Raw genomic sequence first — 14,420 nt, 5'->3', positions numbered from 1 at the left:
GAAAGTCTTAGCATTTTGTTACGCAAAAAAAAGCCTTTCATCCAATCCCGAGCTTCGGAATGGTGAAAGGCTTTTTAAATTATAATAAATCTGATTTATACCACTCCTTGAGCTAGCATAGCATCAGCTACTTTAACAAATCCGGCAATGTTTGCACCTTTTACATAGTTTACATAGCCTTCCTCATCAGTACCATATCTTTTACACTGATTGTGTATGCCAACCATGATTTCTTTTAATCTTGAATCTACTTCTTCACTGGTCCAGTTCAAACGAATAGAGTTTTGAGTCATCTCTAATCCTGATGCTGCTACACCACCAGCATTTGCTGCTTTTCCTGGCGCAAAAAGTACTTTAGCTTTCAAGAATTGTTTGATTGCCTCTAGTGTACATGGCATATTTGCTGCTTCTGTTACACAGATAACACCATTTGCAATTAACTTTTTAGCATCTTCCTCATTCAACTCATTTTGAGTAGCACAAGGTATTGCAACATCAACTTTTACTTCCCATACACTTTTCCCTTTGTGGAAAACTGCATTTGGATATTTTTCTAAATAGGCTTCGGCTCTATTATCTCCTCTTGCTCTCAATTCAAGCATAAAATCAATTTTATCTCCAGAAATTCCTTCTTCGTCATAAATATAACCATCAGGACCAGAAATAGTAACTACTTTCCCTCCTAGATCATTTACTTTCAAGGCTACACCCCAAGCAACGTTTCCAAATCCAGAAATAGAAACTCTTTTTCCTTTGATGTTTTGACCAATAGTATTCAACATTTGTTCTGCAAAATAAACTACTCCGTAACCTGTTGCTTCCGGTCTGATTAAAGAACCTCCATAAGCCAATCCTTTTCCAGTTAAAACTCCGGTAAATTCATTTCTTATTCTCTTGTATTGACCAAATAAATATCCGATTTCTCTGGCTCCAACTCCGATATCTCCAGCAGGAACATCTAATTGTGGTCCAATGTGTCTGCACAATTCAGTCATGAAAGACTGGCAAAAACGCATTACTTCTCCATCAGATTTTCCTTGTGGATCAAAATCTGACCCTCCTTTTCCTCCACCCATTGGCAAAGTAGTCAAACTGTTTTTGAATACTTGCTCAAAAGCCAAAAATTTTAGAACAGATAAATTTACAGTATGGTGAAAACGTATTCCACCTTTGTAAGGTCCAATTGCTGAATTCATTTGAATTCTGAAACCTCTATTTACCTGAATTTCTCCTTTATCATCTACCCAAGGAACACGAAATATAATTGAACGCTCCGGCTCCGCTATTCTGAGAAGCAAATTTTTTCCGTCGTATTTTTTTTGCTCTGCAATAAATGGAATTACAGTCTCTGCAAATTCCCTAACAGCTTGAATAAATTCAGGTTCATTTGGATTCTTGGCCTCAACTTGAGCCATAAAATCATTTATTTTTAGTAACATAGATTATAAATAATTAATTAAGAAAACGATTTCGTTATAATATACAAAGATACATTTTATAAAAATATTCGGACTCTATTTTTTTTAATTTCTAAATAGAATTATCTTTTTATTACCCATTTTTAAACAATAGTGTATATCATATCCTCATTTAAACTAAATAACTACCACTTTCGTAAGTAAATAAGAATTTGTCTGCTTATTTTTAATTTCCATTTTATTTTTATATGTATATGATGTTTTTATATATTTGTCAAGATTAGAAAAACAACCGTAATGATTAAACAAGCAATCCTCTTTTTATTAATCTGTTTTGGATTTTCACTTGATGCAAGCGCACAGTTTGGTGGATTTTCACACGAAATAGGCGTAATAGCGGGACCTGTTGCTTTTCAATCTGATTATGGGGAACGATATGATTTATCTACAAACGCAGGAAACACTGGATTCGGTATCGGAATTATTCATTATCTTAACTTTTCTTACAAAGCAGAATGTAACTGTTATACACCCGAAACTTATTTTAACGACCATTTTAAACTAAGATCTGAACTGTCATATAATAAAACCGAATTAGAACATTTTGGACGATGGACTGAAGGTAAACCTTCGTTAGGAAAAGAGCAATTGAAAGCAATGACTGGAAGTACCGCCGTGACTAATGTAGGGATGCAACTTGAATTTTTCCCTTGGAGCATTCGTGATTTCACAGCAAGAACAGGAAATTTGGGACCATTTGTCAGTCTTGGCGGACAATTTAGTTATTACAATGCAAAATCCTCATCAACACTGGGTCCATTAGGAACTCCTTTGACCACATTTCCTAAATATTTAACTCCTACAGACGGTCGACCTTATGGGTTTTCTAATGAAGGAGGAACCGTTTGGTCCGTTGTTTCTAGTGTGGGAACTCGTTATAAATTAGCGCCTTTATCGGATTTAATGGTCGACTTACGATTTCAGTATTTTTTCTCGAACTGGGTCGATGGTTTAAATCCTAATCCGGACATTTATAAAGAAAATAAAGCAAATGACTGGTTAGTTTGGTTCAATGTGGGTTACATTTATTACTTACAATAGCCCTTTAAACAACCATATATAAAAAACAAAACCCCCAATTCTAATCTCGAAGTGTCGGGATTAGAATTGGGGGTTTCTTTTTGTCAATTTATACTAATGCTTGTTTCAAATCTTCGATTAAATCATCAGCATCTTCAATACCTACACTTAATCGAACCAAATCATCAGCAATTCCAACTTCCTTTCGTTTGTCTTCCGGAATCGATGCGTGCGTCATCAAAGCAGGGTGATTTGCTAATGACTCCACTCCGCCTAAAGATTCAGCCAAGGTAAAAACTTTTAATTTTTCCAAAAAATCAATTGCGTCTTCTTTTTTACCGGAAACAAAAGTAAAGGAAACCATTCCTCCAAAACCGCTCATTTGTTTTTTAGCAATTTCATGATACGGATGGCTTGGTAATCCTGGGTAATAAACTGTTTTCACTTTTGGGTGATTGTTTAAAAACTCCACCACTTTTCCTCCATTTTCACAATGTCTTTCCACGCGCAAATGCAAGGTTTTAATTCCTCTAAGAACTAAGAAACTATCCATTGGTCCTAATGTAGCTCCTGTCGCAAATTGTTGAAAGTGCAATTTTTCTCCAAGTGCTTCATCTTTCACAATCAAGGCCCCTGCAATAACATCAGAATGACCTCCTAAATATTTAGTCGCCGAATGCATTACAATATCAGCTCCTAAATCCAATGGTTTTTGCAAATAAGGTGTTGCAAAAGTATTATCAACTGCAAAAAGGATTTTATTTTCCTTAGTGATTTTTGCGATTTCTTGAATATCAGCAAGTTTCATCAAAGGGTTTGTTGGTGTTTCTACCCAAACCAGTTTTGTATTCTCGTTGATCAATGACTTGAATTTCTCGATGTCATTCATATCTACAAAATGAAATTTAATTCCAGAATCCTTATAAATACGGGTAAACATTCTGTACGTTCCGCCATACAAATCGTCCATAGCAATGATTTCATCACCAGATTTAAATGAACGCAAAACACAATCCGTTGCCGCTAATCCTGATGAAAAAGCCAATCCTCGAGTTCCGTTTTCGATACTTGCCAAAGCGTTTTCAAGCGCGCTTCGAGTAGGATTTGCAGCCCTGCTGTACTCATAATCAGGATTTATAGGTTGTCCCGGACTAGTTTGTACAAAAGTTGATGTTTGATATACCGGAGGCATAACCGCTCCTGTGCTTGGGTCGTGGTGCTGTCCACCGTGAATGACTTTAGTATTGAATTTCATAAGTTTAATTTTTAATGCAAAATTGTTTCACAAATTTACCCTTTAATTTATTTTAACCAAGCTACAAGTAGGTACCTTTGTATTTAATTAACAATTTTGAGATGAAACACTTTATTATTTACACTTTACTGCTTTTTTCAGCTGCGCAATGTTCCAACGAATTGGTTTTTGAAGAGGAATCTTTTCAGAAAAAAACCACGATGCCTTGCAAAGAAAACTGTCCGTCGATTAGTGTAAAAATACCGGTTGCAAATGCCGTCCCGGTTGTTGCGGACAGCATTAATAAAAAAGTGTTTTCGGTAATGAAAGAGATTATTTATTTTGGCGAAAAGCCATATACAGCAACCGATTACAATGGTTTATTAGCCTCCTTTATTGATTCCTACGACAAACTTCAGAAAGAATTTCCCAATGATAAATTTGGCTGGGAAGCTGACATTGAAGGAAATGTAAAATACCAATCAGATGCTATATTGAATATTGAAATCAAACATTACACCTATACTGGCGGCGCTCATGGATACCAAGGTTTGCGCTCCCTACTTTTTGACCCAAATACCGGAAAATCAATCTCAAATGATGAATTGTTCAGCGACAAAGCGGCCTTCAAGGCTTTCGTTGAAAAAAAATTCAGAGCAAAATATAAAATTCCTGCAAACAAATCCATCAATGCAACCGGATTGATGTTTGAGAAAGAAAAATTCCAGTTACCCCAAAATATTTTTTATACCGATAAAGGATTGTTACTTTATTACAATTCCTACGAAGCCGCATCGTATGCTGACGGACCAAAAGAATTGTTATTGCCATACACTGAAGTGAATGACTATTTAGCGGTTAAATAATAAATGGTCTTTAAAAAACATTTCATTTTTTAAATACCAAATAGTGTTTTTTTAACGATTCCCTAGCCCCGATAGAAGCGGATATCCTTTTCCGTTTTTCTTTAAAAAGGAAAAGATAGCAGCGAATAGCGGGATTAAGCTCCCAATATTCATAGGTATAAATCCTAAATAAACTTTCTGATGCTCATCATATTTCCAATGTGAAGCCCTTCATGAAAATTACTGAATGCCATGGCGTCTTCGGCATTTCTTATAACGTGATCGCCTGTTGATGTGGTATATTCCATGTAGTTTTTGAAAATTTGATTGTCATAATCCACTTTAGTTTGCTGAATAGTTTCAAACAATAACGATTTGATTTCGTCCACTTCGGCTTGGGTTACGATGTGTTCCGGCTTGGTTCCTTTTTTGTATTTCTCGACTAATTCATCAGAAACCATCATCGGCAAACCAGAAAGTTTGTACACTAACATTTGTTGTGAGACGATAATATGACCGATGTTCCAAATCAAATTATTGCTAAATCCTTCCGGAATCGTGTTGAGTTGGTCAAGATTGTATCCTGATAGAAATTTTGAAACCATATTTCTGCTTGTAGTGCTAACGTCGAATAATTGATTCATTTTTTTATTTTTTTGATAAAAATAATCATTTTCCGTGTCAAATGAATTTTCTTTGCACAAAGAAATCGCTATTTACATGGACATAATATACTATCTCGCTTCTTGCGATACCTGCAGAAAAATTATAAAATCATTACCGAAAGAACATGATTTTAAATTTCACGACATCAAACAAGATCCAATTACTGTTGCCGAATTAGAAAAAATGCATGAGCTTTCCGGCAGTTACGAGGCGCTTTTTAGCAAAAAAGCACAGTTGTACAAATCGATGGACTTGAAGAATAAATCGTTAACCGAAGACGATTACAAAAAGTACATTTTAGAACATTACACGTTTTTGAGTCGTCCCGTTTTTATCATCAAAGACAAAATTTACATTGGCAACACCCAACAAAATATGTTGCAGGTAATGAAAGCGCTGGTATAATGTCCAAAAGAAATCTTGCACTAATTGGCGCCACAATTGTCTCTATAATTTACGGCGTCACGTTTACCATTGCCAAAGATGTCATGCCGTTGTATATTGACGCCTATGGTTTCATCTTGTTACGCGTGGGCGGTTCGGTGCTATTGTTTTGGCTAGTTTGGCTTTTTATGCCAAAGGAAAAAATTGCACTCACTGATTTCCCAAGAATAATTGCGGCTGCTTTCTTTGGCGTGGCGTTTAACATGCTTACATTTTTCAAAGGATTAAGCCTTACTTCTCCTATCAGCGCAGCAGTAATCATGGTTTCTACACCTATGATTGTGTTGACACTTTCGACATTGATTATGAAAGAGCGCATGCAAAAACGAATGGTTTTTGGGATTATCCTTGGTCTGATAGGAACTGCTTTTCTCATTTTGTACGGGAAATCCATTGGCAGCGCCACAAACGCCGGATTGGGAAATTTTCTGGTTTTAGTCAACGCCATTTCTTATGGATTTTACCTGATTATCGTCAAGAAATTGATGGACAAATACAATGCCTTTACGTTTGTAAAATGGATTTATTTATTTGGTTTTATTATGGTTTTGCCTTTTGGCTGGAGCCAATTTCAAACTGTTAACTGGAATTTGGTTCCGATGGATATTTGCTGGAAAATAGGATTTGTAGTGGTTTTTTCGACTTTCCTCACCTATTTACTGAATTTGCTTTCGATGAAAGAATTAAAACCAACTACGGTTGCCGTTTTTATTTATTTACAACCGCTATTTGCCACTGTTTTTGCGATAAGCCTGGGCAAAGACGAATTGAGTTTGGTGAAAATTGGTTCGGCAGTTTTGATATTTGTCGGCGTTTATTTGGTAACGCAAAAAGCCCGTTAACACCCAAAGGGGGAATAAATGCTCGTTAATAATTCCCCTTTGGGGGTTAGGGGGCTTTTCCTTATCTTTGACCTCTTTTATACAACTATATGATACAATCAATGACAGGTTTTGGTAAAGCGACTTTGCAATTACCAACCAAAAAAATTACGGTAGAAGTAAAATCTTTAAACAGTAAAGGTTTGGATTTGAATGTGAGAATGCCTTCGCTGTACCGCGAAATGGAATTGGGTTTACGCAACCAAATTGCACTAAAACTGGAAAGAGGAAAAGTAGATTTTTCTATTTTTATCGAAAGTACCGCGGAACAAACTTCTACGAAAGTGAATGTGCCGATTGTAAAAGCATATATCAATCAGCTAAGAGAAGTTTATGCTGATGCTGATGAAACCGAACTAATGAAAATGGCAGTTCGCATGCCGGATACCATGAAAATAGAACGCGATGAAATCGATGAAAACGACTGGGTACAAATCCAAACCGTTATCGAAGAAGCGTTGCAAAACATCTTGAACTTTAGAAGAGATGAAGGAATGTCTCTTGAAAAAGAATTTCAATTGCGAATTGGCAATATTCGTCAATACATGACCGAAGCTTTGGCACTTGATCCAGAACGCGTTCAGGCTATAAAAGACCGTTTACAAACTGCAATCTCAGAATTGAAAGTGAATGTAGATGAAAATCGTTTTGAGCAGGAATTGATTTATTATTTAGAGAAATTAGACATCACCGAAGAAAAAGTTCGTTTGACGAATCACCTGGATTATTTCCTGGAAACCATCAACGGAACAGAAGCTAACGGTAGAAAATTAGGTTTCATCACCCAAGAAATGGGACGTGAAATCAATACGATGGGCTCTAAATCCAATCACGCACAAATGCAAAAATTAGTCGTTCAGATGAAAGACGAATTGGAAAAAATCAAGGAACAAGTATTAAACGTATTGTAATTATTAACCTGCAAAGTCATATAACCTTGCAGGTTAATTAATTTTATAAGATACCTACAAGGTTTTAGAAACCTTGCAGGAAAAGATAAACAGATACTGAAATAAATTCAGCATAAAATGAGCACAGGAGGAAAATTAATTGTTTTTTCGGCGCCTTCAGGGTCAGGGAAAACTACTATCGTTAGACATTTATTAAGTAAAGAAGATTTGAATCTTGAATTTTCTATTTCGGCAGCTTCCCGCGCACCAAGAGGCGAAGAAGTTAGTGGTAAAGACTATTATTTCATGTCTACCGAAGAATTTAAAAAACATATCAAAAACGAAGATTTCTTGGAATGGGAAGAAGTCTATCGCGATAATTTCTACGGAACCCTAAAAAGTGAAGTGGAACGCATTTGGGCCAAAGGAAAGAATGTGATTTTTGATATTGATGTATCTGGCGGATTGCGCATCAAACATAAATTTCCTGAAGAAACTTTAGCAGTTTTCGTGAAACCACCAAGCGTGGATGAACTAAAAAGACGATTAAAGGAACGCTCTACCGAAAGTGATGACAAAATCAATATGCGTATTGCAAAAGCTTCAGTTGAGTTGGCTACAGCGCCACAATTTGATGTGATTATAAAAAACTACGATTTAGATATTGCTTTGGAAGAAGCGTATCAATTGGTGAAGGATTATGTTTCTGAGTAATTTTTAGTTTTTAGTCCTTAGTAATTAGTCCTTGGTCAAAAAACTAATCGTAACATCGTTTATTTATGAGTGGAGTGAAATCATACAAAGAATTACTAATTTGGCAAAAAGGAATTAAAATTGTGGTTTTAGTTTATAAGCTTACCAAGGATTTTCCAAAGGAAGAAATATATGCTCTAACAAGTCAGTTGAAAAGAGCAAGTGTATCAATTCCTTCTAATATTGCAGAAGGATTTGGACGTCAAACAGATAAATCATTTAATCATTTTTTAAATATTTCTAGAGGTTCATTAAACGAGATAGAAACCCAACTAATCATCGCTAAAGAATTAGAATTTATTCAAAATGAAAATATATTTAACGAACTTTTGTTTTTAATTGAAGAAGAAAGTAAAATGATAAATGCATTTTCTAAAAATCTAAAATAGTAATTAGAGCTTTTTAGTCATTAACACACAACAACTAAGGGCTAAAAACTAAGGACTAAAAACTAAGGACTAAAAAAATGAAAGTAGGACTTTATTTCGGAACGTTTAATCCCATTCATGTTGGGCATCTCATTATTGCCAATCACATGGCGGAACATGCCGATTTAGATCAAATCTGGATGGTGGTTACGCCACACAACCCTTTGAAGAAAAAAAATACATTGCTCGATGATTACCACCGGTTGCAAATGGTGCATCTTGCCACTGAGGATTTTCCAAAAATCAAACCTTCAGATATTGAGTTCAAATTATCCCAGCCTAATTACACGGTAAATACTTTGGTTCATTTAGAAGAAAAATATCCAAAATATGAGTTTTCCTTAATCATGGGCGAAGACAATTTAAAATCTTTGCACAAATGGAAAAACTACGAAGTGATTCTCGAAAACCATGATATTTATGTTTATCCTAGACTCGAGGCCAAAGGCCGAACATGCGAAGCAATTTCAATTGAAATTGAGAATATACTGTTTAAAGACCATCCAAAAATCCATATGATTGATGCTCCAGTTGTAGAAATATCGTCGACATTTATTCGAGAAAATATTAAAAAAGGGAAAAATGTGCAGCCTTTATTGCCTGCAAAAGTTTGGGAATACATTGATCACAATAATTTTTATAAGAAGTAATTATCCCAAAACCCTTTTCAATTCCTGTTGAATGTTTTCGAAAATCGTACTCAAATTATCGTTTTTACCAGATAATACAAACACTTCTGTACTTGGCATTTGCTTGCTGTTCCACAACAATTGGATTTTATTTTCTTCGATTAAATTTTTTGCATTTATATCCCAAACTACTCCTATTCCTGTATTTATCGAAATGATTTCGAGCATTTCATATTCGGATGGAATAATATAATTGGGAACCATCGACGGTCTTTTTTTATTAAAAACATGCAACCAAAACAACTTTATGTGCGGAATCTGCGCGTTGTGACTGAACCATTTTTGGTCGTTTAACCAATTTTCGATAGCAGAGAAATCCTTTATTTTAATACCAGACTTCAACTCGGAAGCATCAATAGTGTTAGAACCTACAATTACTTGTTTGATTTCGCCAACCTTTTTCTGAATGGTGTCGAAAGTGTCATATTGTTTGGTTACAATCGCAAAATCTAATTTTTTAGAATCAACTAATTCAAAAAGTATGTCGTTTTCATGGAAGCTAAAATCGATAAAATCAAATTTGGAAACCAAAGCGCTTCCCAAACTTCGCATCAAATGCTTTGAAATCCCAATAGAAATTAATCTATTGGCATTAAAGGCTTTGGCACGAAAACCATTCTCCACATTTTCCAATCGGTCCAATGCTTCAATGATTAAATTATTGAGTAACTTAGCGTACTCCGTTGGTTCAACGCCTTTAGACTTTCGATTAAAAAGTTTATAACCTACATGGGCTTCCAACATTGATATTTGCTGACTAACAGCAGGTTGACTGATAAATAATTCTTTGGCAGCCAAAGAAAAGTTACCGTTTTTATAAACGGATTTAAACGTTCGATACCATTCGAGATTAACCATGATATAAATATATTTATCACAAACATAATTTAAATTATTTTTACTAATAGCATATTCGCCGTAAATTTGTACAAACAAAATTAGAAATGAAGAAAATCGCATTATTTGCCATTATAGCATTAACCGCAAGTTGTATCACAGCAACTGCACAAAATAAAAAAGGTATGAAAAAAGTATTATTTGTTCTAACTAGTCATAGTGAATTAGGGAACACAGGAGAAAAAACAGGATTTTGGATTGAAGAATTTGCTGCTCCTTATTATGAGTTAGCAGATAAAGGAGTGATCATTGATATTGCATCGCCCCTAGGAGGACAGCCACCAATAGACCCAAAAAGTTCAGATCCATCCTCGGCTACTGAAGACACCAAAAGATTTGACAAAGATACTGAGCTACAAGCAAAACTAAGTAAAACACACAAACTAGCTGATGTTAAACAAGCTGATTATGATGCTGTTTTTTATCCTGGAGGTCATGGTCCATTATGGGATTTAGCTACTGATACATCTTCAAGTGCTTTAATTGTAGATTTTTACACGAATAACAAACCTGTTGCTTTTGTATGTCATTCACCAGCAGTATTGAAAAACGTAAAAGTAAATGGGGAATTTTTAGTTAAAGGTAAAAAAGTAACTGGATTTTCTAATACCGAAGAAGAAGCGGTTGGATTAACCAATGTTGTTCCATTTTTATTAGAAGATGCCTTGAAAGCTAACGGTGCTACATATTCAAAAATAGGAGATTGGCAGCCATATGCAGTAGAAGATGGTTTGTTGATTACGGGTCAAAACCCGGCTTCGTCTAAACTAGTTGCGGAAAAATTATTGAACCAATTGAATTCAAAAAAATAAGAAGATGTTAAATTTCGAATTATACAATCCTACCAATTTAGTTTTTGGAAAAGGACAAATTGAAAAATTATCCACCCTAGTGCCTCAAGGAGCAAAAATACTTTTGGCGTATGGCGGTGGAAGTATTTTCAAAAATGGAATTCATGAGCAGGTTATCAACAATCTAAAAGGTTTTGAAATCGTAGAATTTGCAGGAATTGAACCAAATCCTCATTTTGAAACATTAATGAAAGCAGTTGCGATTATCAAGGAACAAAACATAGATTTTATCCTTGCGGTAGGTGGAGGTTCTGTAATCGATGGAGTAAAATTCATTTCTGCAGCTGTAAACTTTGACGGAAACCCTATTGATATTCTTCAAAAACGAGTATTAACTAAAGATGTATCTAAAATTATTCCTTTTGGAACTATATTGACTTTACCGGCAACAGGAAGTGAAATGAATTCTGGCGGAGTTGTCACTATTCAATCTACGCAAGAAAAATTATCCTTTGGTGGTAGCGCCTTGTTTCCAAAGTTTTCTATCTGTGATCCAACGGTAATTGAGTCTTTGCCAAAAAGACAATTACAAAACGGAGTTGTAGATGCCTACACCCATGTTTTAGAACAATATTTAACCTATCCGCACGAAGGATACCTTCAAGATAGGATTGCCGAAAGTATTTTACAAACCTTGATTCAAGTTGGCCCTGATGTTGTTGAAAAGCCTACTGATTATGCTTTGGCTTCTAACTTTATGTGGAGTTGTACGATGGCGCTGAATGGATTAATCCAAAAAGGAGTTCCTTCGGATTGGGCTACACACATGATTGGACATGAATTAACGGCATTATACGGAATTGATCACGCCAGAACATTGGCAGTTGTAGGTCCAAATTTATACCGAGTGATGTTTGAAACCAAAAAAGGAAAATTGGCACAATACGGAAAACGTATTTTTAATTTAACTGGAACTGATGATGAAATCGCAAATGAAGCCATCAACAAAACTGTTGAATTTTTCCATACGATGGGAATGGACACTAAATTATCTGATTATACCAAAGATTTTGATAAAACAGCTGATTTTATTGTAAATCGTTTTGAAGAAAGAGGTTGGTTAGGATTAGGAGAAAAACAAAATATTACTTTAGAAAAAGTAAAATCTATTGTTGAAATGAGTTATTAATTCAAATAACTAGATTACCGATTGAAGCATTTTAAATAAAAAGGCGTTCTCATTTTATATGGGAACGCCTTTTAAAATTCTAAACTATAACTAACTAATTCAATCCGCATTATTCTGTTAAATATTTAAACAATAGATAACAATAACGAAATAGCAATATTTATATTGTGTTAAAAAATTAAAAAAATTAAAAAAAAAAATTTGTCGCCCACAATTGCAGTATTTCAAAAATATTTAAAATCAAAGTTCTTGTTCTAATTTTATTTGTATAATCAGTACTTTTTTAAGTACTTTTGATTAAATTCAATAAAAAATGGCCGAAAATATAAAATTCGCAGTAATTGGTGGTGGAAGTTGGGCGACAGCGATAGCAAAAATGTTATGCGTAAATCTTACCGAAATTTCATGGTACATGCGTAATGAAGCTGCTATAGAACACCTTAAAGCATACAAACACAATCCAAACTACTTGAGTTCAGTAGAATTCGATATCAATAAACTGAAACTGACCAGCGACATCAACGAAGCTGTTGCGTATGCAGATTACATCATTTTTGCTATTCCATCTGCTTTTTTAGATGGTGAATTAGAAAAATTAACAGTTTCATTAAAAGACAAAATCATTTTTTCAGCAATTAAAGGAATTGTACCAGAAACAAGCTTAATTGTGGGCGAACATTTCCATGTAAAATATGACATTCCTTATTATAATATAGGTGTAATTACCGGTCCTTGCCATGCTGAAGAAGTTGCAATGGAACGCCTTTCTTACCTTACTATTGCATGCGGAGATCCTGACAAAGCTAAAACCGTAGCTAAAAATTTATCTGGAAATTATATCAAAACTAAAATTACAGACGACATTATAGGAACGGAATACGCAGCGATGCTAAAGAACATTTATGCAATTGCAGCGGGAATGGCTCATGGTCTGGGTTATGGCGATAATTTCCAGTCCGTATTGATGAGTAATGGGATTCGTGAGATGAAAAAATTCATCAAAAAAGTCCACAAAATGAAACGTAACATCAATGATTCTGCCTACTTAGGCGATTTATTGGTTACCGGTTATTCTATATTCTCCAGAAATAGAATGTTTGGGAATATGATTGGTAAAGGCTACACCGTAAAATCAGCAATGATGGAAATGAGTATGGTTGCCGAAGGATATTATGCCGCAAAAAGCGCTTACAAACTTAATCAGGCGTATGGTGCCAAAACGCCAATTATAGATGCTGTTTACAGCATATTATACGAAGGTCAGGATGCTAAAGCCGTGTTTAAAAAATTGACCGATAAACTGGATTAATTTAATTACCAGATTTAATAATCATAACACAATCACTTCATGAGCGAAAGATGGAAATACCAGATTAAAACTGGCGGAATTTGGGGTGTATTTATGACGGTTTTCAATGTGTTATTTGACATAAAAGAAATCCCTTTTTCAGAACAGGTTGCTACCCCCAATTTTTATATTCGCGCAGCTGCTTATATCTTGGTAGGCATATTTGTTTTAGGTTATTTTACCTGGAAATCAAAAGTTAAACAACAAAGCCGCTAAATCATTTTTATGAGTAAAAAATGGAAATATCAACTTAAATACGGATTAATTTGGGGACTACTAGTTTCTTTTATAACTGCTGCTTTTGATTTATACAGTATGACTTTTAAAGAGGTGTATTTATCTGAAAAAAACACAATCCGTACCGCATTATTCGTTCTGGCCGGAATATTTGTGGTAAGTTATTTTAGTTGGAAGAAGAAAATAAAGAGTGAAACTAATATGGACTTATCTCACGATAACGCCGTCAACAAATAAAATAGGCACTTCTTCAACTTCTGTTTCGTTGATGGAATTGGCTTTGAAAATAAACTTTTTATCGTATAATTTGTCTCCAATAAAGAAAGTTAGCATGAACTCATTGTTGAGTGCCAAAACACTCTTTTCAATCATTTCAATTTTCACTACTGAAACCGCTGGTACTTCGACAAAAGCGTGACGCAAAAGCGATGTTTTCTTCATTTCGCCATCAATAGTTCCAAAAGCTTTGGAAACTACCATAACACTTTCGATTAAGTAATCGCTATCATTTACTAAATAAGCATACCACACTTTTTCCATGAAATCGTCACTCCATTCTTGAACTACAGCAAGAAATACGTTTTCTACTTCGGGGATTATGATGTCAGCTTTCATTTATTTGATTGTTGC

At 34.8% G+C, this 14,420-nt stretch carries 18 protein-coding genes; 13 read left to right on the top strand and 5 right to left on the bottom strand.

Annotated features, from left to right (window positions below; genetic code table 11):
- Positions 1–95: 95 nt before the first annotated feature.
- On the bottom strand, positions 96–1,439 hold the full coding sequence (gdhA, locus tag ACNQF6_RS01660) for an NADP-specific glutamate dehydrogenase (protein ID WP_417962641.1): 1,344 nt from the start codon (positions 1,437–1,439) through the stop codon (positions 96–98).
- A gap of 276 nt (positions 1,440–1,715) precedes the next feature.
- Between gdhA and ACNQF6_RS01655 the strand changes: the two genes are divergently transcribed.
- Positions 1,716–2,519, top strand: coding sequence for a THC0290_0291 family protein (locus tag ACNQF6_RS01655; protein WP_417962639.1), 804 nt, complete (start codon positions 1,716–1,718; stop codon positions 2,517–2,519).
- 88 nt (positions 2,520–2,607) lie between these two features.
- Here ACNQF6_RS01655 and ACNQF6_RS01650 read toward each other — a convergent pair whose 3' ends face one another.
- Positions 2,608–3,753, bottom strand: coding sequence for a cystathionine gamma-synthase (locus tag ACNQF6_RS01650; RefSeq protein ID WP_417962637.1), 1,146 nt, complete (start codon positions 3,751–3,753; stop codon positions 2,608–2,610).
- A 101-nt stretch (positions 3,754–3,854) separates the two neighbouring features.
- Between ACNQF6_RS01650 and ACNQF6_RS01645 the strand changes: the two genes are divergently transcribed.
- Entirely contained in the window at positions 3,855–4,598 is a 744-nt protein-coding gene (locus ACNQF6_RS01645) for a DUF3298 and DUF4163 domain-containing protein (protein WP_417962635.1), read from the top strand.
- A gap of 164 nt (positions 4,599–4,762) precedes the next feature.
- On the opposite strand, the gene ACNQF6_RS01640 is transcribed toward ACNQF6_RS01645, so the two are convergent.
- On the bottom strand, positions 4,763–5,221 hold the full coding sequence (locus ACNQF6_RS01640) for a DinB family protein (RefSeq protein WP_417962633.1): 459 nt from the start codon (positions 5,219–5,221) through the stop codon (positions 4,763–4,765).
- 76 nt (positions 5,222–5,297) lie between these two features.
- Between ACNQF6_RS01640 and ACNQF6_RS01635 the strand changes: the two genes are divergently transcribed.
- From ACNQF6_RS01635 to nadD, 6 genes are all read left to right on the top strand, one after another.
- Positions 5,298–5,648 carry an arsenate reductase family protein gene (locus ACNQF6_RS01635; RefSeq protein ID WP_417962631.1) on the top strand — a complete coding sequence of 117 codons (351 nt, stop codon included), beginning with the start codon at positions 5,298–5,300 and terminating at the stop codon, positions 5,646–5,648.
- Complete coding sequence (locus tag ACNQF6_RS01630) at positions 5,648–6,529, top strand: DMT family transporter (protein WP_417962629.1); 882 nt, start codon at positions 5,648–5,650, stop codon at positions 6,527–6,529. The genes ACNQF6_RS01635 and ACNQF6_RS01630 overlap by 1 nt, the downstream gene beginning before the upstream one ends.
- A gap of 89 nt (positions 6,530–6,618) precedes the next feature.
- Positions 6,619–7,479 carry a YicC/YloC family endoribonuclease gene (locus ACNQF6_RS01625; RefSeq protein ID WP_131914731.1) on the top strand — a complete coding sequence of 287 codons (861 nt, stop codon included), beginning with the start codon at positions 6,619–6,621 and terminating at the stop codon, positions 7,477–7,479.
- Positions 7,480–7,596: 117 nt separating this feature from the next.
- On the top strand, positions 7,597–8,172 hold the full coding sequence (gene gmk, locus ACNQF6_RS01620; protein WP_417962626.1) for a guanylate kinase: 576 nt from the start codon (positions 7,597–7,599) through the stop codon (positions 8,170–8,172).
- Positions 8,173–8,237: 65 nt separating this feature from the next.
- A complete protein-coding gene (locus ACNQF6_RS01615; protein ID WP_114753529.1) occupies positions 8,238–8,600 on the top strand; it encodes a four helix bundle protein in 363 nt (120 codons plus the stop codon).
- Between the two features lie 77 nt (positions 8,601–8,677).
- A complete protein-coding gene (gene nadD / locus ACNQF6_RS01610) occupies positions 8,678–9,289 on the top strand; it encodes a nicotinate (nicotinamide) nucleotide adenylyltransferase (RefSeq protein ID WP_417962624.1) in 612 nt (203 codons plus the stop codon).
- On the opposite strand, the gene ACNQF6_RS01605 is transcribed toward nadD, so the two are convergent.
- The gene (locus ACNQF6_RS01605) at positions 9,290–10,186 is read right to left on the bottom strand and encodes a LysR family transcriptional regulator (RefSeq protein ID WP_417962622.1); all 897 of its coding nucleotides are present in this window, start codon (positions 10,184–10,186) and stop codon (positions 9,290–9,292) included.
- Between the two features lie 86 nt (positions 10,187–10,272).
- On the opposite strand from ACNQF6_RS01605, the gene ACNQF6_RS01600 reads away from it, so the two are divergent.
- From ACNQF6_RS01600 to ACNQF6_RS01580, 5 genes are all read left to right on the top strand, one after another.
- A complete protein-coding gene (locus ACNQF6_RS01600; RefSeq protein WP_417962620.1) occupies positions 10,273–11,037 on the top strand; it encodes a type 1 glutamine amidotransferase domain-containing protein in 765 nt (254 codons plus the stop codon).
- Positions 11,038–11,041: 4 nt separating this feature from the next.
- The gene (locus tag ACNQF6_RS01595; protein ID WP_417962618.1) at positions 11,042–12,205 is read left to right on the top strand and encodes an iron-containing alcohol dehydrogenase; all 1,164 of its coding nucleotides are present in this window, start codon (positions 11,042–11,044) and stop codon (positions 12,203–12,205) included.
- Between the two features lie 313 nt (positions 12,206–12,518).
- Complete coding sequence (locus ACNQF6_RS01590) at positions 12,519–13,514, top strand: NAD(P)H-dependent glycerol-3-phosphate dehydrogenase (protein WP_417962616.1); 996 nt, start codon at positions 12,519–12,521, stop codon at positions 13,512–13,514.
- Positions 13,515–13,553: 39 nt separating this feature from the next.
- Positions 13,554–13,769, top strand: coding sequence for a hypothetical protein (locus ACNQF6_RS01585; RefSeq protein ID WP_417962614.1), 216 nt, complete (start codon positions 13,554–13,556; stop codon positions 13,767–13,769).
- A gap of 9 nt (positions 13,770–13,778) precedes the next feature.
- Complete coding sequence (locus tag ACNQF6_RS01580) at positions 13,779–14,027, top strand: hypothetical protein (RefSeq protein WP_417962612.1); 249 nt, start codon at positions 13,779–13,781, stop codon at positions 14,025–14,027.
- Here ACNQF6_RS01580 and ACNQF6_RS01575 read toward each other — a convergent pair.
- Positions 13,998–14,405, bottom strand: coding sequence for a hypothetical protein (locus ACNQF6_RS01575; RefSeq protein ID WP_417962610.1), 408 nt, complete (start codon positions 14,403–14,405; stop codon positions 13,998–14,000). The two genes, ACNQF6_RS01580 and ACNQF6_RS01575, sit on opposite strands and share 30 nt — an antisense overlap.
- Positions 14,406–14,420: the final 15 nt, after the last annotated feature.

Origin of the sequence: Flavobacterium pasteuri (assembly GCF_048286615.1) — a bacterium.
Classification (GTDB): Bacteria; Bacteroidota; Bacteroidia; order Flavobacteriales; family Flavobacteriaceae; genus Flavobacterium.
Note: the sequence above shows the minus strand (reverse complement) of the source record. Positions and strands in the feature narration are given on the sequence as shown.